Origin of the sequence: Arthrobacter sp. APC 3897, from assembly GCF_030407495.1 — a bacterium.
In the GTDB taxonomy this organism is placed as follows: Bacteria; Actinomycetota; Actinomycetes; order Actinomycetales; family Micrococcaceae; genus Arthrobacter_B.
This window is the reverse complement of sequence record NZ_JASDDG010000003.1, coordinates 26,031-48,812: the sequence shown is the minus strand read 5'-3', so window position 1 is coordinate 48,812 and position 22,782 is coordinate 26,031. Positions and strand designations below refer to the sequence as shown.

The 22,782-nt window shown below is 65.8% G+C and carries 22 protein-coding genes; 10 read left to right on the top strand and 12 right to left on the bottom strand.

Features of this window, described 5'->3' with window-relative positions; translation table 11 throughout:
- Positions 1 to 2: 2 nt before the first annotated feature.
- Positions 3 to 605: a rhomboid family intramembrane serine protease gene (locus tag QMA10_RS02460; RefSeq protein ID WP_290165834.1), complete on the top strand. Its 603-nt coding sequence runs from the start codon at positions 3 to 5 to the stop codon at positions 603 to 605.
- A gap of 14 nt (positions 606 to 619) precedes the next feature.
- Here the strand turns inward: QMA10_RS02460 and greA are convergent, their stop codons facing one another.
- Together greA and QMA10_RS02450 are read right to left on the bottom strand one after the other, a co-directional pair.
- Positions 620 to 1,111, bottom strand: a complete 492-nt coding sequence (greA, locus tag QMA10_RS02455; RefSeq protein WP_290165832.1) for a transcription elongation factor GreA — start codon at positions 1,109 to 1,111, stop codon at positions 620 to 622.
- A gap of 317 nt (positions 1,112 to 1,428) precedes the next feature.
- A complete protein-coding gene (locus QMA10_RS02450) occupies positions 1,429 to 1,887 on the bottom strand; it encodes a DUF4307 domain-containing protein (RefSeq protein WP_290165830.1) in 459 nt (152 codons plus the stop codon).
- 60 nt (positions 1,888 to 1,947) lie between these two features.
- Here QMA10_RS02450 and mca point away from each other — a divergent pair, with 60 nt between their 5' ends.
- Genes mca through QMA10_RS02435 form a run of 3 tightly spaced genes read left to right on the top strand, consistent with a single transcriptional unit; the run spans position 1,948 to position 5,415 of the window.
- Entirely contained in the window at positions 1,948 to 2,865 is a 918-nt protein-coding gene (gene mca / locus QMA10_RS02445; RefSeq protein ID WP_290165828.1) for a mycothiol conjugate amidase Mca, read from the top strand.
- 48 nt (positions 2,866 to 2,913) lie between these two features.
- Positions 2,914 to 3,264 carry a hypothetical protein gene (locus QMA10_RS02440; RefSeq protein WP_290165826.1) on the top strand — a complete coding sequence of 117 codons (351 nt, stop codon included), beginning with the start codon at positions 2,914 to 2,916 and terminating at the stop codon, positions 3,262 to 3,264.
- Positions 3,265 to 3,273: 9 nt separating this feature from the next.
- Complete coding sequence (locus QMA10_RS02435) at positions 3,274 to 5,415, top strand: thioredoxin domain-containing protein (RefSeq protein WP_290165824.1); 2,142 nt, start codon at positions 3,274 to 3,276, stop codon at positions 5,413 to 5,415.
- A gap of 17 nt (positions 5,416 to 5,432) precedes the next feature.
- On the opposite strand, the gene QMA10_RS02430 is transcribed toward QMA10_RS02435, so the two are convergent.
- Positions 5,433 to 6,176, bottom strand: a complete 744-nt coding sequence (locus QMA10_RS02430; RefSeq protein WP_290165822.1) for a hemolysin III family protein — start codon at positions 6,174 to 6,176, stop codon at positions 5,433 to 5,435.
- A gap of 234 nt (positions 6,177 to 6,410) precedes the next feature.
- Between QMA10_RS02430 and QMA10_RS02425 the strand changes: the two genes are divergently transcribed.
- Entirely contained in the window at positions 6,411 to 7,172 is a 762-nt protein-coding gene (locus QMA10_RS02425) for an isoprenyl transferase (protein ID WP_290165819.1), read from the top strand.
- A gap of 165 nt (positions 7,173 to 7,337) precedes the next feature.
- Positions 7,338 to 8,789, top strand: a complete 1,452-nt coding sequence (locus QMA10_RS02420; RefSeq protein WP_290166097.1) for a PhoH family protein — start codon at positions 7,338 to 7,340, stop codon at positions 8,787 to 8,789.
- A 20-nt stretch (positions 8,790 to 8,809) separates the two neighbouring features.
- Here the strand turns inward: QMA10_RS02420 and QMA10_RS02415 are convergent, their stop codons facing one another.
- Positions 8,810 to 9,712: a DUF1206 domain-containing protein gene (locus QMA10_RS02415; RefSeq protein WP_290165818.1), complete on the bottom strand. Its 903-nt coding sequence runs from the start codon at positions 9,710 to 9,712 to the stop codon at positions 8,810 to 8,812.
- 106 nt (positions 9,713 to 9,818) lie between these two features.
- Here QMA10_RS02415 and QMA10_RS02410 point away from each other — a divergent pair, with 106 nt between their 5' ends.
- Positions 9,819 to 10,331: an A24 family peptidase gene (locus QMA10_RS02410; protein WP_290165817.1), complete on the top strand. Its 513-nt coding sequence runs from the start codon at positions 9,819 to 9,821 to the stop codon at positions 10,329 to 10,331.
- Positions 10,332 to 10,335: 4 nt separating this feature from the next.
- Complete coding sequence (locus QMA10_RS02405) at positions 10,336 to 10,806, top strand: NUDIX domain-containing protein (protein WP_290165816.1); 471 nt, start codon at positions 10,336 to 10,338, stop codon at positions 10,804 to 10,806.
- Between the two features lie 86 nt (positions 10,807 to 10,892).
- Here QMA10_RS02405 and QMA10_RS02400 read toward each other — a convergent pair whose 3' ends face one another.
- From QMA10_RS02400 to QMA10_RS02380, 5 genes are all read right to left on the bottom strand, one after another.
- Positions 10,893 to 12,599, bottom strand: a complete 1,707-nt coding sequence (locus QMA10_RS02400) for an MDR family MFS transporter (protein WP_290165815.1) — start codon at positions 12,597 to 12,599, stop codon at positions 10,893 to 10,895.
- Positions 12,596 to 13,276, bottom strand: a complete 681-nt coding sequence (locus tag QMA10_RS02395) for a TetR/AcrR family transcriptional regulator (protein WP_290165814.1) — start codon at positions 13,274 to 13,276, stop codon at positions 12,596 to 12,598. The genes QMA10_RS02400 and QMA10_RS02395 overlap by 4 nt, the downstream gene beginning before the upstream one ends.
- A gap of 160 nt (positions 13,277 to 13,436) precedes the next feature.
- Entirely contained in the window at positions 13,437 to 14,858 is a 1,422-nt protein-coding gene (locus QMA10_RS02390; protein ID WP_290165813.1) for a class II fumarate hydratase, read from the bottom strand.
- A gap of 103 nt (positions 14,859 to 14,961) precedes the next feature.
- On the bottom strand, positions 14,962 to 15,621 hold the full coding sequence (locus tag QMA10_RS02385) for a carbonic anhydrase (RefSeq protein WP_290165811.1): 660 nt from the start codon (positions 15,619 to 15,621) through the stop codon (positions 14,962 to 14,964).
- A gap of 35 nt (positions 15,622 to 15,656) precedes the next feature.
- Positions 15,657 to 16,241 carry a DUF4245 domain-containing protein gene (locus QMA10_RS02380; protein ID WP_290165809.1) on the bottom strand — a complete coding sequence of 195 codons (585 nt, stop codon included), beginning with the start codon at positions 16,239 to 16,241 and terminating at the stop codon, positions 15,657 to 15,659.
- A 166-nt stretch (positions 16,242 to 16,407) separates the two neighbouring features.
- Between QMA10_RS02380 and glpX the strand changes: the two genes are divergently transcribed.
- Positions 16,408 to 17,448, top strand: a complete 1,041-nt coding sequence (gene glpX, locus QMA10_RS02375) for a class II fructose-bisphosphatase (RefSeq protein ID WP_290165807.1) — start codon at positions 16,408 to 16,410, stop codon at positions 17,446 to 17,448.
- Between the two features lie 90 nt (positions 17,449 to 17,538).
- On the opposite strand, the gene QMA10_RS02370 is transcribed toward glpX, so the two are convergent.
- Positions 17,539 to 18,396 (bottom strand): tryptophan-rich sensory protein, encoded by an 858-nt coding sequence (locus tag QMA10_RS02370; protein ID WP_290165805.1) that lies wholly within the window; start codon positions 18,394 to 18,396, stop codon positions 17,539 to 17,541.
- Between the two features lie 77 nt (positions 18,397 to 18,473).
- On the opposite strand from QMA10_RS02370, the gene QMA10_RS02365 reads away from it, so the two are divergent.
- Positions 18,474 to 19,502: a peptidoglycan bridge formation glycyltransferase FemA/FemB family protein gene (locus QMA10_RS02365; protein ID WP_290165803.1), complete on the top strand. Its 1,029-nt coding sequence runs from the start codon at positions 18,474 to 18,476 to the stop codon at positions 19,500 to 19,502.
- 177 nt (positions 19,503 to 19,679) lie between these two features.
- Here QMA10_RS02365 and manA read toward each other — a convergent pair whose 3' ends face one another.
- On the bottom strand, positions 19,680 to 21,065 hold the full coding sequence (manA, locus tag QMA10_RS02360) for a mannose-6-phosphate isomerase, class I (protein ID WP_290165801.1): 1,386 nt from the start codon (positions 21,063 to 21,065) through the stop codon (positions 19,680 to 19,682).
- Positions 21,066 to 21,100: 35 nt separating this feature from the next.
- On the bottom strand, positions 21,101 to 22,780 hold the full coding sequence (locus QMA10_RS02355; RefSeq protein WP_290165799.1) for an LCP family protein: 1,680 nt from the start codon (positions 22,778 to 22,780) through the stop codon (positions 21,101 to 21,103).
- Positions 22,781 to 22,782: the final 2 nt, after the last annotated feature.

The following is a 22,782-nucleotide window of genomic DNA, read 5'->3' as shown; positions in this document are numbered from 1 at the left end:
CGGTGCTCGCCAAGCGGGCCAGGACGGCCCTGTTCATATCCCTCGGCCTGGCTGCACTCCTGTGGCTGTGCTATTTCGTTGCCCTGCTGATAGGCCCGTCCTCCCTGCGGGAATTCGGAGTCCTGCCGCGGCGGCTGGAGGGGCTGGACGGGATCCTGTTCGGCCCGCTGCTGCATGCCGGCATCAACCACCTGCTGGGAAACACACTGCCCCTGGTGGTCTTTTCCTTCCTGACGCTGCTGGAAGGCGTGCGGCGGTATGCCGTGGTGATCGCCTCGTCGTGGCTGACGTCCGGACTGGGCGTCTGGCTCTTCGGCGGCGGGCTGACCGTGGGGATCTCAGGGGTTGTCTTTGGTTTGTTCGCCTACCTGATGGTCCGCGGAATCTACAACCGGGACATCCTGCAGCTGCTGCTGGCCGGAGTGCTGTTCCTCATCTACGGTTCCCTGCTTTGGGGTGTGCTGCCGGTGAACGTTGGGGTGTCCTGGCAGGCGCACCTCTTCGGTGCCGCCGGCGGTGTGCTGGCAGCGGTGCTGCTCAGCCGCGGCAGGCAGAACAGGCGGATAAGCAAAAGCGGGCCTTCCCGTTGGGAAGACCCGCTCTAGCGCATGCAGAAAAACTAGCCGGCGTAAGGCTTGGCCGAGATGATCTCCACCGAGATGTCCTTGCCGTTCGGGGCCTTGTAGGTGACGCTGTCGCCTGCCTTCATGCCCTGGATCGCGGCGCCCAGCGGCGACTTCTCGCTGTACACATTGATGTCCGAGTCGCCGGCAATTTCACGGCTTCCCAGCAGGAAGGTTTCCACGTCGCCGGCTACCTTGGCTTCCACCAGCATGCCGGGTTCAACCACGCCGTCATCCGCCGGAGCCTCGCCCACGTGGGCGGTTTCCAGGAGCTGCGTCAGCTGGCGGATCCGGGCCTCAGCCTTGCCCTGCTCTTCCTTAGCTGCGTGGTACCCGCCGTTCTCCTTCAAATCGCCCTCGGAACGTGCCTGCTCAATACGGGCAACGATTTCCGTGCGGCCGGGGCCGGACAGGTGATCCAGTTCCGCCTTCAGGCGGTCATAAGACTCCTGAGTGAGCCAAGCGGCGGGTGCGCTGTTGGTAGACACGGGTCTCTCCTTAAAAGTGAAACCAAACCACTACATCTGGTTCGGCAGGCTGAATTTGCTTCCGGGCCGGAACGGCCTGACAAGCAAGAACCCCGCCGGGCGGTGACCGTTCACTGGGATGATCACCTGGCGGGGCATAACGTAGGGTCCATACTAGTCAGCCAAAGCGAATTACCCAAGAACCGGTTAAATTTGCCGGAACCGGCCAAACCTGCACTCCGCCGGACACCGAACGCGGCAGCGTTGAAAAGGAAGAGACCGCGGCGGAAAAGGCAGGAAGGGCCGGGCAGAGTTACGCCCAGAGCGTGTTTTAAGCGCTACTCGTCGAGGAGCCAGCAGGCGTTGACTCCGCCAGTTACGCCCAGCGAATCGGTCCGGATGTCCAGCCGGTGCCCGGTGGTTGCCTGCTCGGACGGACCGATGGTGATCTGCTTCCACCCCACCACGGCGTAGCTCTCGCTGAGGACCTGAACGGCGCAGGACGCGCTGTCTTCGGGGTCTTTGGTGACTTGGAAGTCAACGCTGGCATGGGTGGCATCGGCAATGCTGAAGCCCACATCCTTGAAACTCACTTCGCCGCGCGGGGAAGGCATCGCCATGAGGGCGGCGGCTCCGCACGCCAGCAGGACGGCCGCGCCGCCGGCAATGGTCTTGGTCCGGCGGGACCATCCCGGCTTGGGTGCACCGTAACGATTGGCTAATCTTGTTGCGGACGGAGAATCATCCGGGGTCTGCTCGGGGGCGGGCTGCTTGACAGGACCTTCCTCAGTGCTCACCGCTTCATTTTATCCGACTTTCCCCGTCTACTTTTCGCCTACCTTCTCAGGAGATGCTTCGTGCCCACCGCCCCGCTTGATGATTCCAGCCGCCGGGAACCGCTGCGGCTGCTCGCCGTGCATGCTCATCCGGATGACGAAGCGAGCAAGGGCGCGGCCATGATGGCGTTCTACGCGGCCCGGGGCGTGGAGGTTATGGTAGCCACCTGCACCGGCGGTGAGCGCGGCAGTGTGCTCAATCCCGCACTCGAGGACAACGCTGCAGCGAAGCGCGACCTTGCCGGGCTCCGCCGGACGGAAATGGCCAATGCGCAGCGTGAGCTGAACGTGCAGCACCGCTGGCTGGGATTCATGGACTCCGGGCTTCCGGAAGGGGACCCGCTGCCTGACCTGCCCTTCGGATGCTTCGCGCTGGAGCCGCTCGAGCAGGCCGCGGCACCCCTGGTCAAGCTGGTGCGGGAGTTCCGCCCGCACGTCATCATCAGCTACGACGAGAACGGCGGTTACCCGCACCCGGACCACATCATGGCCCACAAGGTGGCCGTGGAGGCCTTTAACGCTGCCGGGGATCCTGACCGGTATCCGGGCACGGGCGAACCCTGGGAGCCGCTGAAGCTGTATTACGACCGCGCCTTCAATCCGGAACGTTTCACTGCACTGCACAATGCCTTGGTGGAAGCAGGCGTGGACTCGCCCTACGCCGAGCGCATTGCCGCCTGGCAGGAAGCCGACGCCGAGGGCCACCAGCTGCCGGTTCCAACCCACCCGACCACCACGCAGATCCCGTGCGGAGACTATTTTGAGACCCGGGACCGGGCACTCAAGAGCCACCGCACCCAGGTTGACCCCGACGGATTCTTCTTCGTGGTTGATGCCGAGACGCAGCGCAGGATTTGGCCCTGGGAAGATTATTCGCTGATCATGTCCAGGGTGGACACCACGGTTCCTGAAACGGATCTGTTCGCTGGCCTACGATAGAGGGCAGGGACGGCGCACAGCCGTCCGCTGCCAAGAGAGAGAATCACCGTGAACTTCCTGTACAGCCTGCCCCTGACCGTTCCCCCCGGCCCGGAGGACGGCGAGCTGAAAACCGGGCTGAGCATTGCTGATGTCACCCCGGGCCTGCTCGGCTTTCTGGCGACGCTCTTCCTGGCACTGGCAGTGGTGTTCCTCATCCGTGACATGGTGAAGCGCATCCGCCGGGTCCGCTACCGCGAGCAGGCACTTACCGGTGTTGGCACCGATGTATTCATCCCCAGCACCGAAGATGTGAAGGCCGCGGAAGCCGGCAGGGCGGGTGCAACCGACGGGACAGCGGCTTCAACCACCCCGGTTGACGGGTCAGGCACCACCCCGGGTTACCACAAGCGAGGCTAGGAGCACCCCATGGCCGGCAGACTGCAGGGAGAGGCTTCGGCCTATCTGCGCCAGCATGCCGGCAACCCCGTGGATTGGTGGCCGTTCGGAGATGAGGCCTTTTCCGAGGCCCGGCGCCGGAACGTCCCTGTCTTCATCTCGGTGGGCTACGCCGCCTGCCACTGGTGCCACGTCATGGCACACGAATCCTTTGAAGATCCCGTCACCGCGGCCTATCTGAATGAGAACTTCGTCTCCGTCAAGGTGGACCGCGAGGAGCGGCCGGATGTGGACGCCGTGTACATGGCGGCCACCCAGGCCATGACGGGGCAGGGCGGATGGCCCATGAGCGTCTTCACCCTCCCCGACGGCCGGACCTTTTACGCGGGAACCTACTTCCCGCCCCGGCCGGTCCAGTCAATGCCGTCCTTCCGGGACGTCCTGGAAGCGGTGGCCTCCGCGTGGAAGGACCGTCCCGGCGAGGTCCGGGAGAGCGCTGCCCGGCTGGCGGCGCACCTCGCCTCTGCCCAGCAGGGGAACCGGCGGCTGCTCGGACCGGTCCTGGATACCGGACCCGGCACAGGAGACGCTGCGGCGGCGGCGCAGCATACTCTCTCCGCAGCCGTTGAGACGCTGGCAGGTCTTGAGGACCGTCAGTTCGGCGGTTTTGGCGGAGCACCCAAGTTTCCGCCGTCCACTGTCCTGCGCTTCCTGCTGGCGCACGCCGCCGCCGGGGGTCCCACGGCAGCCGAAGCCGGGGCCCTGGCGGACCGGACCCTGGGAGCGATGGCCCGAAGCGCACTGTATGACCAGCTGGAGGGCGGCTTTGCCCGGTACGCAGTGGACCGCCGCTGGGCCGTGCCGCACTTCGAAAAGATGCTCTATGACAATGTGCAGCTGCTTGCGCTGTATGCGCAGTGGGCACGGACAGCCGGCGACGACGGCGACCGCCGGCTGGCGCTGCGGGTCACCAGGGAAACCGCTGACTGGATGATCCGACGGCTGCGGGTGGCGGAAGGCGGCTTTGCTTCGTCCCTGGACGCGGACACCCTGATCCAGGGACACCGGATAGAGGGCGGCACCTACATATGGACTCCGGAGCAGGTGCGGGAGGTTCTGGATCCCGGGCAGGCGCAGGCCGTGCTGGCCCTGCTGGACCTGGAATCCGGGGACATGGCAGCCCATGGAGGCACCGGCAGCACCCTGCACTTCGGCCGCCCGCTGAGCGCTGCCGAGGAGGAACTGTGGCTTCGGCACCGGCCGTCCCTGGCGGCGGCGCGAAACCTCCGCCCGCAGCCCGAACGCGATGACAAAGTGGTGGCCGGGTGGAACGGGCTGGCCGTAGCGGGGCTGGCCTCCGCCGCCGTCGTGCTCGCTGATGCCGGGCAGGACCGGGAAGCCGAACGCATCCGCCGTGCCGCCGAGGACGCCGCGTCCTATCTGCTGCGCGTGCACCGGGCCGGTTCCACACTGCGGCGGGTCTCCCATGACGGGCACGCCCAGGGGATTGAGGGTCTGCTGGAGGACTACGCCGGGGTGGCCGAAGGACTGTTCACGCTCTACGCCGCCACCGGCAACGAGCGCTGGTACACCGAGGCGGAGTCCCTGGTCCTGGCCGCGGAAAACCGTTTCCTAACGGCCGGCGTGCTGCAGGACACCGCCGTCCGGCCCAATGAGCTGGTCAACGCCCAGGGAGCGCAGGCCGCCGCCGACCCGCTGGACGGGCCCACCCCCAGCGGTGCTGCCCTCTTCGCGGGTGTCCTGCTGACGTACTCCGCGTATTCGGGTTCGCTGCGGCACCGGGCGCTGGCGCAGTGGCTCCTGAAATACGTTGAAGTGGTGGGCGCCCAGGCGCCGCAGGCCGCCGGATGGGCCATGTCGGTGCTGCAGTTCCTGCTGGACGGTCCCCGGGAACTGGCGGTTGCCGGGACGGATGCTGCGGCCGTGGGGAAACTGCTGCGGACGGCGCGCGACGCCGGCGGGCCGGGCCTGGTGATTGCGCGGCGGATCGCGGAACCCGGGCCTGCGGGCAGCGGCTTCGAGACACGGGTTCCGCTGCTGGAAGGACGGGACCCCGGCGACGCGCCTGCGGTGGCTTATCTGTGCCGGGGGATGGTCTGCCGCCGGCCGGTCAGCTCAGCTGCCGAACTGCAGGCACTGCTCACGGACTAACCGGCGGGTGAAGCCGGTCAGCCCGAAGCGCCCACTGACAGCACTGCCATCAGAATGGCGGCGTAATGGCAGGCGAACCCCGCCAGGGTGAAGGCATGGAAAACCTCGTGGAAACCGAACCAGTCCAGTGAGGGGTTGGGTTTCTTCAGGGCGTAAATGACGGCACCGGCTATGTACATGACCCCGCCCGCTATGACCAGCACGGCCGCTGCTGGATTGATCCTGAAGAAATCCGGGATGTAGATCAGCGCCGCCAGGCCCAGGGCAATATAGGCCGGGGTGTAAACCCAGCGCGGTGCGTGCAGCCACAGCAGCCGGAACAGTACCCCTGCCAAAGCTCCGCACCAGATGAACCACAACAGGACCTTGGCCTTCTCCGGCGGCAGCAGGGACCAGGCCAGGGGAGTATAGGATCCCGCAATGACCAGCATGATGTTGGTGTGGTCCAGCCGCTTGAGGACGATTTTGACCTTGGGCGACCAGCTGCCGCGGTGGTACACGGCTGACACGCCAAACAGCAGCACTCCGGTCAGCGCATACACCGCGGAGGCGATGCGGGTTCCGGTGGTGGGTGCCAGGCAGATAAGGATGATGCCGGCGGCCAGGACAAACGGCGTGGCTCCGGCATGCAGCCAGCCCCGGAATTTCGGCTTGATCTCCAAAATGTCCGCGGCGCGTTCCACGGCGGATTCAACCGGTCCGGGAGCCTTGCGGGAGCTGGGATTATGCTCCGGCGGAGCGGACGACGATGAAGATGTCATGGAGAAAATCCTAGCCTACGATCCGGTAGGTTACGGGCCGGCGGGGGCCGCCGGACAGCCCCGGAGGGACTGCGGCCTGCTGCCGGACCGCCTGGCAGTGCGGGGATATTTTGCCGGCCGGCCGAGCCGCCGAAACTGTTCCCGGTTTTTTAGGAATACACTTTTTAGTGCGCCTCCCACATCCGCGGAGACGTTTCTCTTCCCGCAGGACAGGACAGGCAGGTGCAGCTCCGCATGAGGTTCCCGGGCGTTGTGTATGCCTTCTATGAACGCAAGCTGCGCCGAAGCCTCAGCCAGGACCGCATCCCCGAGCATATTGGCGTCATGGTGGACGGCAACCGGCGATGGGCAAAACTGGCAGGTGCACCCACAGCGGACGGCCACCAGGCAGGTGCGGACAAGATCCTGGAGTTCCTTGGGTGGTGCCAGGAACTGGGGGTGCGCAGGGTGACGCTGTACATGCTCTCCACCGACAACCTGAACCGGAACCCTGATGAACTCGATCCGCTCCTGGACATCATTGGCAACACTCTGGACCGGCTGGGGGAGAAGGGGGATCTGCGGGTCAACGCCGTCGGAGCCCTGGACATCCTCCCCGCCAACCTCGCCGAAAAGCTGAACGCCCTGGGGGCCAGCACCCGCGGGGCGGACGGGCTGCACGTCAATGTCGCCATCGGCTACGGCGGACGCCGGGAGATTGTGGACGCGGTCAAGGAACTGCTGCATGACGCCGCCGCCCACGGCAAGTCGATCGAGGAGATCACCGAGGGACTGTGCGATACGCAGATTTCGGAGTATCTCTACACCCGCGGCCAGCCGGATCCGGAACTGGTGATCCGCACCTCGGGCGAGCAGCGGCTCTCCGGGTTCCTGATGTGGCAAAGCGCGTACAGCGAGTTCTATTTCTGCGAAGCACTCTGGCCGGACTTCCGGCGGGTGGATTTCCTGCGCGCCCTGCGTGACTACGCCAACCGGCAGCGCCGCTTCGGTTCCTGAGTGCCCTTCCCGGCCCGGGCCGGGTTCCCGGGTGCGGACCCGCCGCGGGCGCCGCTGTGTGAACAGCAGATTAACTCCGGGTTGGCAGGTAAAAACCGGGCCGTGTCCTGCTGTGGCCCGGTACCCCTTCGGCGTACCTTGGTGCTATTGATCAGCGACCCGCTGATGGAACCGGAGGCCGGATGCTCAACAGGAGTGTTGCAGAAAGGCCGCAGCCCGGCCTTTCCCCGGCCTGCGGACCTCCCCGCCCAGCTATCCGGGGCGCTGCCCCTGACTGGAGTCTCCGTGGCCCTTTCTTCCTCTCCGCGAACCGCTCCCGACGGCGACCAGGCCGGTTATGTGCTCGATACCTCGGTCCTGCTCTCAGACCCCAAGGCCATCCTGCGTTTCGCCGAACATGAAGTGATTGTTCCGCTGGTCGTCATTACCGAACTGGAGAAAAAACGCCATGACCCTGAACTGGGCTATTTCGCGCGGGCGGCCCTGCGCCTTCTGGATGATCTGCGGATTGAGCACGGAGGGCTGAGCGAGCCCGTTCCGCTGGGCGATTCCGGCGGCATCCTGCGCGTGGAACTGAACCATGTGTCAGTGGACGTCCTTCCGGCCGGCATCCGCGGAACCGACAATGACAGCCGCATCCTCGCCGTGGCCCGGAACCTGGCCGACGAGGGGCGGAACGTCACTGTCGTCTCCAAGGACCTGCCCATGCGGGTCAAGGCCTCCGCCATGGGACTGAAAACCGACGAGTACCGCAGCGACCTGGTCCGTGACACGGGCTGGACCGGCGTCGTGGAACTGGATGTTGCCGACGCCGATGTGGACGGCCTGTACGATCACCGGCCCGTGTTCATTCCCGCAGCAGCCGAACTGCCGGTGAACACCGGGGTGGTCCTGCTCTCCGGCCGCGGATCGGGCCTGGGACGGGTGGGGGCCGATAAGCTGGTGCGGCTGGTCCGCGGGGACCGGGACGTGTTTGGCCTGCACGGGCGTTCAGCCGAGCAGCGGCTGGCAATCGACCTGCTGATGGACCCGGAGGTGGGAATTGTGTCGCTCGGCGGCCGCGCAGGGACGGGCAAATCCGCCCTGGCCCTGTGCGCCGGGCTGGAAGCCGTGCTGGAGCGGCGGGAGCACCGCAAAGTGGTGGTCTTCCGCCCGCTCTACGCCGTCGGCGGCCAGGAGCTGGGCTACCTGCCCGGCACGGAGGCGGACAAGATGGGGCCGTGGGGCCAGGCCGTGTTCGACACGCTCGAGGCGCTGGTGTCCAAGGAGGTGCTGGAGGAGGTCCTGGACCGGGACATGCTGGAAGTGCTTCCCCTGACCCACATCCGCGGCCGTTCCCTGCATGATTCCTTTGTCATCGTGGATGAGGCGCAGTCACTGGAAAAGAACGTGCTCCTGACGGTGCTGTCCCGGATTGGCCAGAACTCGCGCGTGGTCCTCACCCACGATGTCGCGCAGCGCGACAACCTGCGGGTGGGACGCCACGACGGGGTGGCCGCCGTCGTCGAGACGCTTAAGGGGCATCCGCTGTTTGGCCACATCACGCTGACCCGCTCCGAGCGCTCGCCTATTGCCGCGCTCGTCACGGAACTGCTGGAGGAGGGACAGATCGGCTGAGCCGCCCGGGACGGGTCCCGTTACATCCGGCCGTAACGGGACCTGACCAGGGCGAAGAGTCCGTAAAAGATCAGGCCGACGGCTATGACTGCCACAATGGGCGGCCCTGCGGGAGTTTCCAGGAGGCGTTTGAGGCTGCCGTCCAGGCCGGTGGACTCTGCGGGGGTGTCGTGGACTGCCGCCAGGACAAACAGTCCGCCGGCGAGGATCAGCGAAATGCCCTTGGCGATGTGGCCGGTGAGTCCCAGCAGGTCGATGACCTGCCCGCGTTTGGTGCCGGCGAAATGCCGCAGTTCGGTGCGGAAATTGCGCCTGGCGCCCTTGTAGATGAAATAGATTCCAATGCCCAGGATCAGCAGGCCGACGGCGATCAGCGCCGGCATCCCGGCGGGGGAGGCAAGGACCGCCGTGCTGAACGATGCCGTCGAGTCGCCGGAGTCCCTGCCGCGGCCGCGGGCAAACGAGGCGAAGGTCAGGGCCACACTGCCGTAGATAAGGACCAGCGACCCTGAGGACACCGCTTTGGACCAGCGCTCGCCTGTGGATTTGCGGCGGACCCGGACCGTTGCCTCACCCAGCTGCCACAAAGCCAGGGACGCACATGCCGCGCAGCCGCCCCACATGAGGAACGGTCCGGCCGCAGAGGCAGCCAGCGGGCCCAGGGCGCCGCCGGTGTCCGCGTCGCCGTACCCGCCCAGCGCCAGGCGCAGGGCAATGAAACCAATCAGGATGTGGAGCAGGGCCATTACGGCAAAGCCCGCCCGGGCGAGGACATTCAGCCCCTCATTATTGGACGCCCGTTCCAGCGTCCCGGCCGTGCTGTCCGAAGCATCCGGATGCGCCGTTGGCGGGTCCTCCCGGGCAGCCGCGGCACCGGCGGGATTCCCTGCTCCGTGTTTGGTGCTGCGCCGGTCCGTGCTCATCTGGCAAGTGTATTCCGCGGACTGCCCTTCGGGGCGGCCGTCCGGTTTTCCACAGACGGGGACGGGACCGGACCGGCTGCGGGGATGTTGGCGTACGGTGGGGCCTATGGTGGGGATTCTGGGGGAATACCGGTTGCTGGGCGGAGCCGGTTTCTGGCTGTTGTGCGCAGCGGCCGTGTACTTCGTGGTGCTGGCGGTGCGGCTTGCTGCCATAGATGCGGCCACGCACCGCCTGCCGAACCGGATTGTTCTCCCGGCTTATCCGGTGACGGCCGTCCTGCTGGGCGCCGCAGCCCTTGCCGCAGGTGAAGAATCCCGGATCCCCGGGATGGTGCTGGCCGGCGCCGTACTGTGGAGCGCGTACTTCCTGCTCCGGTTCGCCAGTCCCTCCGGGCTGGGGTTCGGTGATGTGAAACTGGCGGGCGTCCTGGGACTGTGGCTGGGCTTCCTGAGCTGGGGGCACGTCCTGGCCGGGACGTTTGCCGCGTTCCTCCTGGGCGGCCTGTGGGGGGTGTGGCTGATCCTCTCCAAGCGTGGAACGGCGAAAAGTTCCATCGCTTTCGGACCGTTCATGCTCGCCGGGGCCGCGCTGGCCATGGCCCTGCCTGGCCTACAGTAGAACAATGCCTACGCCAGATTTTGTCCTGTCCCTGCGCGAAAAAATCGGTCATGAACTCCTGTGGCTGCCCGGAATCACCGGCGTGGTCCTGAACGGGGAGCGCCAGGTGCTGCTGGTTCGCCGGACCGACAACGGCCGCTGGACCCTGGTCACCGGAATGCTTGAGCCCGGGGAGGAACCCGCCGCCGGCACCCTGCGGGAAATCCAGGAGGAAACCGGTGTCACTGCGGAAATCGAGCACATGATCCATGTGGGCTCCCACGGTCCCATCACTTTTCCCAACGGAGATGCCTGCACCTTCCTGAACGTGGGATTCCGCTGCCGCTATGTCAGCGGCGAGGCGAGGGTGAATGACGACGAATCCACTGACGTCGGCTGGTTTGCCCTGGGCGACCTGCCGGAGCTCAGCGAACGGCACCTCATGCTGCTGGACCTGGCGCTGAAGGCCGACGGCGTCCCCGCGTTCGAGCGGTAGGCAAGGCGAAGACGGTGCGGACGCGGTTGGCCCCTGCATCCCTGGGGAAGCAGGGGCCAACGCGGTTCTGTATCGTACCGGGCGGTCTAGCCGGCGTGAGGGTTCCGCGGCTCGGTGTCTGACGGGCGGGCATCCGACGGGGCCGGATCCGACGGGACCGGATCCGACGCGGCCGCAGGCTTGCCCTGCAAATTCGCCAGGCGTTCGGCTTCAAGCCGGTCCGCCTCGGCGCCGCCCACGGCTTCACCGCGGGCAACCATGCCGGCCACGTCGGAGAGCGGGATCTGCTTCAGGAACAGGGCCAGCACCAGGGCGATGACCAGGAACGGGATGAGGTACCAGAACACCGGGGCCAGGGAATCGGCGTAGGCGGTCACAATCCCTTCGCGCAGCGGTTCCGGCAGGGTTTCCAGCACCGCGGGCTGCAGGGTGGCAGTGGCCTCGCCCGCGGCGGACGCGTCCAGCCCGGAAGCAGTGAAGGTTTCGTTCAGGTTTTCCGCCAGCCGGGAGGTAAACATGGCGCCGAAAATTGCCACACCCAGGGATGCACCCACCTCGCGGAAATAGTTGTTGCTGGAGGTTGCCGTACCGATCTGGTCCACGGGCACGGAGTTCTGCACCACCAGGACCACCACCTGCATGATGTAACCCAGGCCGGCACCGAAAACGAACAGCTGGGCGCAGATGATCCAGACCGGGGTTTCGGCTGACAGCGTGGTCATCCACAGCATGGCGGCGATCACCAGCACGGCGCCCATAATCGGATACTTCTTGTACGTGCCGGTCCTGGTGATGGCCAGACCGGAGTAGATGGAGGTGCCCATGAGGCCCACCATCATCGGAAGCATCAGCAGCCCGGACACGGCTGCGGAGGTGCCGGTGGACATCTGCAGGAAGGTGGGCACGAAAGCCAGCGCAGCGAACATGCCCATGCCCAGGGTGAAGCCAATAGCGGTGGCATTCACAAAGATGGGGTTCTTGAACAGGCTCAGCGGGATGATCGGGTCCTCGACCCGGCGCTCAATCATCACAAAGATGAGGGCAGCAGCCAGCATGCCGGCGCCGAAGGCCAGCGTCAGCGGATCCGTCCAGCCGTGGTCATCGCGGCCGCCGAAGTCGGTGAAGAAGATCAGGCAGGTGGTGGCGACGGAGAGGAACACGACGCCGCCGATATCGATGGGCTTGGTGGCCTTCTTGTTCGGCAGGGTGAGGGTGAAGAACGCCACCAGGAAGGCGATGATGCCAATCGGAATGTTGATGTAGAACGCCCACTGCCAGGTCATGTGGTCCACGAAGAAGCCGCCGAGCAGGGGTCCGGCGACGGCGGAGAGGCCAAAGATGCCGCCGAGCGGGCCGAGGTATTTGCCGCGCTCATTGGCTGGCACGATGTCCGCGATGATTGCCTGGGACAGGATCATCAGGCCGCCGCCGCCCAGGCCCTGGATGGCACGGAAAATCACGAAGCCCCAGAAATCAGTGGCAAAGGCACAGCCGACGGACGCCAGCGTAAACAGGGCAATGGCAAAGAGGAAAAGATTGCGCCGGCCCAGCACGTCACCGAACTTGCCGTAGATCGGCATCACGATGGTGGTGGCCAGCAGATAGGCGGTGGTGATCCAGGTCTGGTGTTCGACGCCGCCAAGTTCGCCCACGATGGTGGGCATGGCGGTGGACACGATGGTTTGGTCGAGGCTGGAAAGCAGCATGCCTGCGATCAGCGCGGAGAAGATGATCCAGATGCGTTTCTGGGTCAACAGCAGCGGCGCGGTGCCCTGCGTGTCGGTGGCGGTCATGAAGGATCCTTGGATGAGGAGCGGGACAGGGGGGTAACGGCGGAAAGTACTTCGAGCGTGGCACCGGCGGCCTCGGAGAGTATCTCGCGGTAGGAGCGGGTGTTTCCGGGTTCAAAGAACGCCGGTCCGGCACGCTGGGCCAGGGCTGTGAAGAGGGAGAGGGCAGCTTGGATCCTCGGGTCGGCCGGTGAAAGTCCTTCCCGTGCCGACAGGAGGGCGCCGAACGCTTCCTCGGCCTCGTGGGAGCCCCGCATGACCTTTTCGAGCAGGCGGGGTTCGGCGGCGACCGCCAGTTTCAGCGAGACCATCTGGTCCCGGGACATGACCATGCGGTCCATCATGGCCGTGGCGAAATCCACGAAGTCGGACAGCAGGGTGGGGGAAATGGTGCCCGGGTCCGAGGCCGCGCCCCCGGCGATAAACTCCTCTGCCAGGTCGGCAGGGATTTCATCCGCCGGTGAACCGAGAACGGCATCTTCCTTGGCGGGAAAGTAGTTGAAGAATGTGCGCCGGGAGATACCGACCTTCTCGCAAAGCTCCTCCACGGTGTAGCCCGAAAACCCGCGCTCGGCGGTCAGGATGCGGGCCGCGGTAATGATGGCGAGCTTGGTGGCTGTGCGCTTGCGTTCGCGCAGGCCGCCGCCGTCGGAGGCTGCGCTGGTTGTTGCACTATTCATCACGGAGTAAATATTTGCACCCCGAGCGCCAGAGTGCAATTCAGGCCGGGGGCGGGGAAACGCAGCAGGGCATCCGGCTTGTTGACCGGATGCCCTGCTGCCGCCCGTCATCCGCAGGAAACCGGATGACGGGCGGTGTAACTGAAGTGAACCTGCGCAACTAGGCCTGCGGCGGCTTCGTCATGGAGAGGACGTCGAGGGCAGCATCCAGCTGTTCCTCCGTGACCTCGCCGCGCTCGACGAAACCGAGTTCGACGACGGCCTGGCGGATGGTCTTGCCTTCCTTGACCGCGAACTTGGCGATCTTGGCGGCGTTCTCGTACCCGATGTACTTGTTCAGCGGGGTCACGATCGAGGGGGAGGCCTCGGCGAGGTAGCGGGCGCGCTCCACGTTGGCTTCGATGCCGTCGATCATCTTGTCCGCCATGATGACGGAGGAGTTGGCGAGCAGGCGGATCGATTCCAGCAGATTCGAGGCAATGACGGGGATACCGACGTTGAGCTCGAAGTAGCCGAAGGTGCCGGCCCAGGCGATGGCGGCGTCGTTGCCCACTACCTGTGCGGCAACCTGCATCACGGCCTCGGAGATCACGGGGTTGACCTTGCCCGGCATGATCGAGGAGCCCGGCTGCAGGTCGGGGATGGCAATTTCGCCCAGACCTGTGTTGGGGCCGGAGCCCATCCAGCGCAGGTCGTTGGCGATCTTGGAGAAGGACACAGCGATGGTGCGCAGCATGCCGGAGACCTCAACGAGGGCGTCGCGGTTGGCCTGGGACTCGAAGTGGTCCCGGGCCTCGGTCAGCGGCAGGCCGGTGTCGGCAGCCAGCAGCTCGATCACGCGCTGCGGGAAGCCGGCCGGGGTGTTGATGCCGGTGCCGACGGCGGTGCCGCCCAGGGGAACTTCGGCCACGCGGGGCAGGGAGGCCTGGACGCGCTCAATGCCGTAACGGACCTGTGCGGCGTAGCCGCCGAATTCCTGGCCCAGGGTTACGGGGGTGGCATCCATGAGGTGGGTGCGGCCGGACTTGACGACGTCCTTGAACTCTTCAGCCTTGCGCTCCAGGGAGGCGGCCAGGTGTTCCAGGGCCGGGATCAGGTTGTTGATCAGGGCCGAGGTTGCTGCAACGTGCACGGAGGTGGGGAAGACGTCATTGGAGGACTGCGAGGCGTTGACGTGGTCGTTCGGGTGAACGGTGGTCTCGCTGCCGGCGGCCTTCAGGGCACGGGTGGCCAGTTCGGCAAGAACCTCGTTGGTGTTCATGTTCGAGGACGTGCCGGAGCCGGTCTGGAACACGTCGATGGGGAACTCGCCGTAGTGCTTGCCCGCGGCAACCTCGTCGGCTGCTGCAGCAATAGCCTTGGCGCGCTCGTCGTCGAGCACTCCCAGTTCGGCGTTGGCGGTGGCGGCCGCCTTCTTGATGCGGGCCAGGGCCTCGATGTGTGCGTCGTCCAGCGGCTTTCCCGAGATGGGGAAGTTCTCGACGGCACGCTGGGTCTGGGCGCGGTACAGGGCGTTGACCGGGACCCGGACCTCGCCCATGGTGTCATGTTCGATGCGGTATTCAGGAGTGTCAGAAGTCATGGTCCCAAGCCTAGTATCCGAGGGTGCCGGGGCAGAAACGCGCGGTCGTCCGGTGACGCCGCCCGTGTCCCTGCCCCGGCGCCGTGTTCCGGGGACCGGCAGGTCAGGAAACGGGTGAGCGCACGACGGCGGGGTGGGTGAGGGCGCCGTACCCGGAGACCAGGTCCGCTGCGCCCTCGGCCAGCCGGTAGGAGACGCCGATGACGGCGGTCCGGCCCTCCTCGACGGCTGCGGAGATAATGGAGGAACTTTCCACCAGCCGGGCGGCGGTCTGCTTGGTGTGCTCCACCACCATGTCGTTGACCTCGGTGAGTCCGTTGCGCTGGGCGGCGAGGACGGAGGGGGTAATCCGTTCCACGAGGTTGCGCAGGTGCCCGCCGGGCATCTCTCCCGTGTCCACCGTGCGCTTGGCCTCGGTCACCGCTCCGCAGCTGTCATGGCCCAGCACCAGAATGAGCGGCACGCCGAGCTTGGCGACGCTGTATTCCAGGGAGCCGAGGACGGCGTCGTCAATCACCTGGCCGGCTGTGCGGATCACGAAGGCGTCGCCGAGGCCAAGATCGAAGATGATTTCGGCGGCGAGCCGGGAGTCGGAGCAGCCGAAGATGACGGCAAAGGGGTTCTGCTGGTCCACGAGGGAGCTGCGCCTGCTCGCGTCTTGGTTGGGGTGTGAGGACTGACCCGCGACGAAGCGGGCGTTGCCTTCCCGCAGTGTCTGCCAGGCCTGGGCGGGTGTTATTGCTGAAGCGGTGGGTTCATTCACAGGTCTTAGCGTAACCCCGCCGCCGCACCGGGCAGCTAATCGTTACTAAGGTCGCTGACTACCGCTTCTGCGAGGACATCAAACTCGGCAAGGTCCGCCTCGCCCGTGAGGACTACGGTTAAACCGTTCAGCTCCAGCACCATGCTGGCCTTGCCGTCCGCCGAGTCCCGCAGCTCCCAGGTCTGTCCGCCGGCTGTACGCTCGCCGGCAACCTTGGCATCGCCGGAGGTCTGGGCAATCCAGGTGGGGTTCCCGGCGGAAGTCTCGGACAGGCGGATGAATTCCATGCCGGGAGTGAGATAACCCACTTCCCAGACGGGGACGCCGGCACTGCCGGAGGCTTCCCAGCGGGCGTAGTTGGCGCTCCAGCCGTCGGGCAGGTTCGGCGCCAGGGGGGCGTACCCGGCATCTCCGGCCGCCTGCAACGCGGTCGCCTTGACGTCAACACTGCGGATCTGCATCTTGGGGGCGGGGTTCAGCAGCACCGGAACCAGGACCAGCAGCAGCGTAACGCCGGTGGCAATCAGCATGCCGATCACCGTGGCATTGGCCTTTTGGGCCTGCTTTTTGGTTAGTACCGGGGTTACGGGCGTCTCTTGGTCCTGCTGCTGCTCACTCACCCTTCCATGATCGCTTATCCGGCCCCCCAACTCCTAGTCGGGCCGGTTAAAGCAACAGGCCATCCGCAGTACGGTTGGCGGTGCCGCAGACCACACCGACTATGATCGGAGCAAGGATCATCCGTTTTGGTTTAAACGCCAAGCGGTTCGCATCGAAATTTCGAAGATGAGGTTAGACGTGTCCAAAGGCGCTCAGTACTCCACACTTTCCCCCGCCCTGGCAGTAGGCGACGACGAGCCGGACCGGAACCTGGCCCTGGAACTGGTCCGGGTCACGGAGGCAGCCGCCATTGCCGGCGGCCACTGGGTGGGCTTCGGTGACAAGAACGCGGCCGACGGTGCCGCCGTCGACGCCATGCGTTCCCTCATTTCCACCGTGCACTTCAACGGTGTTGTGGTGATTGGTGAAGGCGAAAAAGACGAAGCCCCCATGCTGTACAACGGCGAGCACGTGGGTGACGGCACGGGCGCCCTGTGCGACGTTGCAGTGGACCCGATTGACGGCACCCGGCTGACCGCCCTGGGCATCAACAACGCCCTGGCCGTGCTGGCCGTGGCAGAGCGCGGCACCATGTTTGACCCCTCCGCCGTGTTCTACATGGAAAAGCTGGTCACCGGTCCCGAAGCCGCCGACATGGTGGACCTGCGCCTGCCGGTCAAGCAGAACCTGCACCTGATCGCCAAGGCCAAGGGCAAGAAGATCAACCAGCTCAACGTGATGATCCTGGAGCGGGACCGGCACAAGCCGCTCGTGCAGGAAATCCGCGACGCCGGTGCCCGTACCCGGATGCTGATGGACGGTGACGTTGCCGGCGGCATCGCCGCCGCCCGCGAGGGAACCGACGTCGACGCCCTGATGGGCATCGGCGGCACTCCCGAAGGCATCATTACCGCCTGTGCCATCAAGACCCTGGGCGGCGTCATTCAGGGCCGGCTGTGGCCCACCTCCGATGAGGAAAAGCAGAAGGCCATCGACGCCGGCCACGACCTGGACCGCGTCATGACCACCAATGACCTGGTCACCAGCGACAACTGCTACTTTGCGGCCACCGGAATCACCGACGGTGACCTGGTCCGCGGCGTGCGGTACAAGAAGGACCGCGTGCTGACGCAGTCCATCGTGATGCGTTCCAAGTCCGGCACCATCCGCGTGGTGGACGGCGAGCACCAGTCACACAAGTGGGAGTCCTACGCCCGCCTGAAGTAGGCCACGGGCGTCTGCGCACCGAAAAAGCCCCGGAAGCAATTCCGGGGCTTTTTGCTGCCCTGCGGGAGGCAGGAGTTCGACGGCGGACGGTTACCGGTGTGCGGCGGAGGATGCCGCGGCGGCGGGGATCCGGTTGCGTCCGATGATCCGGTACACAATGGCGGCCAGGGCGACGACAACTGCGGCGGCAACCGCGGCAATGGCGGTTCCGGTGGAGAGAAGTTCGCCGTTGAGGCGTGACACGGCAATCCACGAGAGGCCCCAGGACAGCGCAGCGGCCGGAGCCAGCCGTCCGCGGCCGTAGGCTGCCAGAGCCACGGCAACGGCTGCGACCACGGCCAGGATAGCGACGGACCAGACTTCCGGGGCGAGCCCGAAACCGTCGAACCCGGCGTCGGTCAGGGCAGCGGCCGTGTTGGCGCAGGTGGCCACGGCCACCCAGCCCAGATACAGGCCCAGGGTTCCGTCCACGGCAATGGCTTCAATCCAGTTGGAAGCGGGTGTCCGGGAGTAGCGGGCGAAGCAGGCAGCGAGGACCACGAGCAGGGCAACGATCACCAGGACGCTGACGGCCACCCATCCGGCCTGGACGGTCAGGATCCAGGCGGCGTTCAGGAGCAGCGTGGCAGCGACCAGCCAGCCCAGCGAACGCTGCCGGGCGGAGGAGCGCTGGGACGGCAGCCACTGCCAGATCGTGTACGCGCCGAGGCCGGTGTAAATCACTGACCAAATGGAGAACGCGCCGCTGGCCGGGGCCAGATACGTGGCGTCGGCGTTCAGCGCGCCGCCGGCCGCTTCGGCGATGGGCGTGCCGCCGAAAACGCCCACGCCGATGACTGAACCAACAATGCAGATGACGTAACAAACAGTGACCGTTAGCTGTCGGGCGAGATCATTTCCTCGCGGGGCGGAGACCTGGGAACGGGTGCCGGAGGGAGAAGTAGTCATATTCGAGCGTAACAAGTGGCTGGGACCACAGGGGAGGCGCGCCGGGAGCTTCGGCAACCCCCGGTAGGCTGGAAAGCATGACACTGCGCGTTACACCCTGTTCCGATTCCGTCCGCTGGAATGAAGCCGTCAACAGCTTCAACGGACATCCGCAGCAGTTGTGGGGCTGGGGCAAGACGAAGGCTGAACACAACTGGAGCGTGGACCGGCTGCTGATCGAGGACGACGGCGGCAAGGTGGTGGGCGCCGCGCAGGTGCTGCTGCGCCGGCTGCCGTTCCCGTTCAAGGCGCTTGCCTACATTCCGCGCGGACCGCAGTCCGTACCCGGCCGCGAGCTGGAAATCCTCGGGACCGTCAGCGACTACGTTAAGGCAGCCCACGGCCCGGTGGCCCTGAGCATTGAGCCTGACTGGGATGCCGGCGGCGAAATGACCGCCGGTCTGCCCGCTGCAGGCTTCCGGCCCTCAGCCAACACCATCCTCATCGGCCGCACCCTGATCCTGGATTTGTCCCGCACCGAAGATGAGCTGCTCGCGGACATGTCCAAGAAGCATCGCCAGTACATCCGCAAGTCCGGCCGCGAGGCCCTGGAATACCGCCGGGTCACCCGGGACGAGATTCCCCGGTGCCTGGCCGTGTACAAGCAGACCGCCGAGCGTGCCGGCTTCGGGATCCACGAAGACGGCTACTACCTGGATATCTTCGACAACCTGGGCGAGGATTCGCCGGTTTACGCAGCGTTCAGCGGCAACGACGTTGTCGCTTTCCTGTGGCTGTCCACCAGCGGCTACACCTCGTTTGAGCTCTACGGCGGCATGACCGAAGAGGGTGAGCATCTGCGTGCCAACTATGCGCTGAAGTGGCACGCGGTCCGGGAGATGAAGGAACGCGGCATCATCCGCTATGACTTCAACGGTCTGCTTAATGACGGCGTTTCCAAGTTCAAGATGGGCTGGGCCAAGCACGAGAACCAGCTGGCCGGGACCTGGGACAAGCCGCTCTCTCCGCTGTACCCGGTGTTCACCACGGCCCTGCCGCTGGCCAAGAACGGCCTGCGGAAGCTGCGCGGACTGGCCGGCGCGGCCAAGGCCCGGGTCCGCCGGTAGGTTTTTCCCCGTCGAGTGTCGACGTCGTGCCCATTACGGCCGCCGAGTGTCGACGTCGTGCCGGAATGAGTCGGCCGGAGCGGCGTCGTGTGTACACTCGGCGGGCGGGAACGGGGTTTGCCGATTCGCGCAGGCGTGCTTTGGGCCGTTATCTGCCCGAAGGATCAGCCTGAGCCGCTAGATGTCCAGGCGCGGGGCCGCGGGATCGGGCAGGTCCGCGTCCGTGGAGCCCACTGTCACCGCAAAGGCGAGTGCGCCGTCGTCATGCTGGGCTGAATGTGCCGACAGCTTGGCGATGACCGGCGCTTCTGCGGCGGGAATGAACGCGCTTTGCCCGGTCTCCAGCACCAGGTCACCCTTGGGGGAATCCAGGACGACGGTGCCACGGACCACGATCACCACGGTAGGCCCGTTTTGCAGCACCGACACGTCTGAGCCGGACATGGATGCGGCGGGGGAGTAGCCTTCGCCCGTGTCCTGCGCGCGCTGTTCCAGTTCGATCCGCTGCAGCATGAACTCAGCGAACGGGGGACGGTAGAGCTCCTGACCCATCTGGGTGAACTCCGGTTTCAGGGCGGGGATGCCCAGCGGCCGGAAATCCACCGTCTTGAGCAGTTCCCCTACGTCCACGTGCTTGGGCGTCAGTCCGCCGCGCAGCACATTGTCCGAGGACGCCATGACCTCAATGCCGAGGCCGCTGAGATAGGCATGGACGTTGCCCGCAGGAAGATACACGGCCTCGCCGGGCTGCAGGGAGGCGCGGTTCAGCAGCAGGGACAGCAGCACCCCGGGGTCGCCGGGATAGAAGGCGTTCAGCTCCACGGCCGTTGCCAGTTCCCTGGCATACGGCACTGATTCTTTGTCTGCGGAGCCGGACGCTGCGGCACCGTCTCCGGTGCCGGCGGCTTCAAGGGCCGCGGCCGAGAGACGGACCGCTTCACGCACCTCTTCGCCGCCCTCGATCAGGGCCCGGAAGACACGCTGCAGCCTCTCCGGTGCTGGATGCCCGCTGGAGAGCTCATTGACGGTCCAGGTGAGCAGATCCGGAACCGCACTCTTCTGCGCGGACACCGCGCGGACAACAGTCCGGAAGATATCCGCCGCCTCGTCCGGTTCGCGGAAGCCGCAGAGTGCTTCAAACGGCGTCAGCGCGAAGATCATTTCCGGCTTGTGGTTCTGGTCCTTGTAGTTGCGGTCCGAAGCCCCGCGGTCCAGCCCGGCGGCCTCCTCGGCGGCAAAACCGGCCTCGGCCTGGTCCCTGGTGGGATGGACCTGCAGCGACAGCGGCGATCCCGCGGCCAGGACCTTGGCGAGGAAGGGCAGGACCCCGCCGTAGGCCTGCGCCGTCTCCCGGCCCAGCATCTGCTGCGGATCAGCAGCGATCAGCTCGTCAAGGGTCTGTGCCTCCGGCACCGGCGGCACCAGGGCCGACGGCGCCCCCGGGTGGGCGCCGATCCACAGTTCAGCTTCCGGTTCGCCGGAGGGCTCCCGGCCAAAAAGCTCCGCCATGGCGGTTACCGAACCCCAGGCATAGGGCCGGAGGGTGTTGTTCAGCAGGTACATGGTTCTCTTTTCAGCGGTGATGAGGTGTGGCAGTGCTATCCGGGGCTGCAGTTCCCATTGTTGCTGAGCAGGGTTCCCAAAGTGGCATCATCCTGGATTTCCGCCAGATACTGCAGATACTCCTCGGTGATCTCGGGCTGCTCGGCGTCCCCGGTTCCCAGATCCGCTGCCGGACCGGTTTCCGTGCCGATTTCGGCGCCGGTGTCAGTGCCGGTCTCCGGTTCTGCGGCACCGCTGTCATCAGCAGGTGCTTCCCCGGCCGGTGCTTCCTCTGCAGGAGCTTCCCCTGCCGGAGCCTCGGCGGGTTCTTCGGCGGGTGCAGCCGGTTCCGGTTCCGCGCTCTGCCCGGAGATCATCCGCTCCACGGCGGCATGAATCCGGTCAAAGTCCGGGTAAGTGACGAAGTTGTCCGCGGCAGTGCCGAAGTCGGGCGGTCCGATGGTCAGGCGCTCCATCGGCTGGCCCTTGGCCTTGAGTGCAAGATCAAGGAAACTGCCGAGCTGGTCCTGCGGAAGGTCGGTCTTGACGATCTGCTCCCCGGCGGAGGCAATGGCCTGGAAACGGGTCAGCAGCGTGGCGGGATCCAATTGGGCAACCATGGCCTGCTGCACGCACTGCTGCCGGGCAATCCGGTGGTAGTCGGTGACAAACTCCCGCGACCGGGCGTACCAGAGCGCCGTGTAGCCGTCCATCTTTTGGGTGCCCGGGGCAATCCAGCCGTCCGGGGGATAGTGCCGGTTGGTGCCGGGGATTTCCCCGGCGGTGATCGGAACCCAGCCGCCAACGTCAATGGTGATGCCGCCCATGGCGTCAATCAGTTTGGAGAAGCCCTCCATGTCCACGATCACGTAGGCCTGGACCTCCAGGTCCAGAATGCCGGAGGCCGCATCCATCATGGCCTCGGCGCCCGGGTCCGAGGATTCCGGGTAGAGGTCCGGATAGTTCTCCATCACGTTCTGGTACAGGCTGTTCAGGATGCACTCGTCACCACAGTTGTAGCCCTCCGGGTACACCTCGGCCAGCGGCGAATCGGCAGGGAACGGAGCATTCTGGAAGTTCCGGGGAAGGCTGAAGGTAATGGACTTGCCGGTCTTGGCATCCACGCTGATCACGGACATGCTGTCCGGGCGCAGGCCTGTCCTGTCCTCGCCGGCGTCGCCGCCCATCAGCATGAAGTTGTAGCGGCCGTCCACCGGATCAAGCGACGGTCCGGAAGCGAAGATGCTGCCCACCGCGTGGCGGCCGACGTTGAGCATGTAGGCGGTGTAAGCCAATCCTCCGCTGGTCCCCACAACCAGGAGGGTCAAAAGTCCGGCGATCACCGGACGCATCCGCCGTTCCAGCAGCGGCGGGCGAATAATGCGCAGAGTATTCAGGAACAGCAGGGCCCAGCCCACCGCCAGCAGTCCCAGGACCAGCATCAGGACAAAGGACGTCCAGCCGTTGGTGACGATGTTCACCAGCATGATGCGGTTGGTCAGCGCCAGCACCAGCGCCGCAATGACCAGGGCCCAGACCGCGAATGTCACCTGCAGGGCCCGCCTGCCCAGCCGGCGGTTTCCGGCCACCACCTGTGCGGATCCGGGCAGCACCAGAGTGAGCAAAAGCAGGATGAACGCTCGTTTGGTGCGGGTGTGCGGCGGGGCCGACTGCGGATTCCGCACCGGATCCGTCAGCAGCCCGGCGCCGTCATTCTCTCTGTCCCTCGAATCCATGC

Coding starts and splice junctions, on each gene's coding strand:
- QMA10_RS02435 (WP_290165824.1), top strand. CDS start 3,274: ATGGCCGGCAGACTGCAGGGAGAGGCTTCGGCCTATCTGCGCCAGCAT.
- QMA10_RS02430 (WP_290165822.1), bottom strand. CDS start 6,176: ATGACATCTTCATCGTCGTCCGCTCCGCCGGAGCATAATCCCAGCTCC.
- QMA10_RS02425 (WP_290165819.1), top strand. CDS start 6,411: ATGAGGTTCCCGGGCGTTGTGTATGCCTTCTATGAACGCAAGCTGCGC.
- QMA10_RS02420 (WP_290166097.1), top strand. CDS start 7,338: ATGGAACCGGAGGCCGGATGCTCAACAGGAGTGTTGCAGAAAGGCCGC.
- QMA10_RS02415 (WP_290165818.1), bottom strand. CDS start 9,712: ATGAGCACGGACCGGCGCAGCACCAAACACGGAGCAGGGAATCCCGCC.
- QMA10_RS02410 (WP_290165817.1), top strand. CDS start 9,819: ATGGTGGGGATTCTGGGGGAATACCGGTTGCTGGGCGGAGCCGGTTTC.
- QMA10_RS02405 (WP_290165816.1), top strand. CDS start 10,336: ATGCCTACGCCAGATTTTGTCCTGTCCCTGCGCGAAAAAATCGGTCAT.
- QMA10_RS02400 (WP_290165815.1), bottom strand. CDS start 12,599: ATGACCGCCACCGACACGCAGGGCACCGCGCCGCTGCTGTTGACCCAG.
- QMA10_RS02395 (WP_290165814.1), bottom strand. CDS start 13,276: ATGAATAGTGCAACAACCAGCGCAGCCTCCGACGGCGGCGGCCTGCGC.
- QMA10_RS02390 (WP_290165813.1), bottom strand. CDS start 14,858: ATGACTTCTGACACTCCTGAATACCGCATCGAACATGACACCATGGGC.
- glpX (WP_290165807.1), top strand. CDS start 16,408: ATGAGGTTAGACGTGTCCAAAGGCGCTCAGTACTCCACACTTTCCCCC.
- QMA10_RS02370 (WP_290165805.1), bottom strand. CDS start 18,396: ATGACTACTTCTCCCTCCGGCACCCGTTCCCAGGTCTCCGCCCCGCGA.
- QMA10_RS02365 (WP_290165803.1), top strand. CDS start 18,474: ATGACACTGCGCGTTACACCCTGTTCCGATTCCGTCCGCTGGAATGAA.
- manA (WP_290165801.1), bottom strand. CDS start 21,065: ATGTACCTGCTGAACAACACCCTCCGGCCCTATGCCTGGGGTTCGGTA.
- QMA10_RS02355 (WP_290165799.1), bottom strand. CDS start 22,780: ATGGATTCGAGGGACAGAGAGAATGACGGCGCCGGGCTGCTGACGGAT.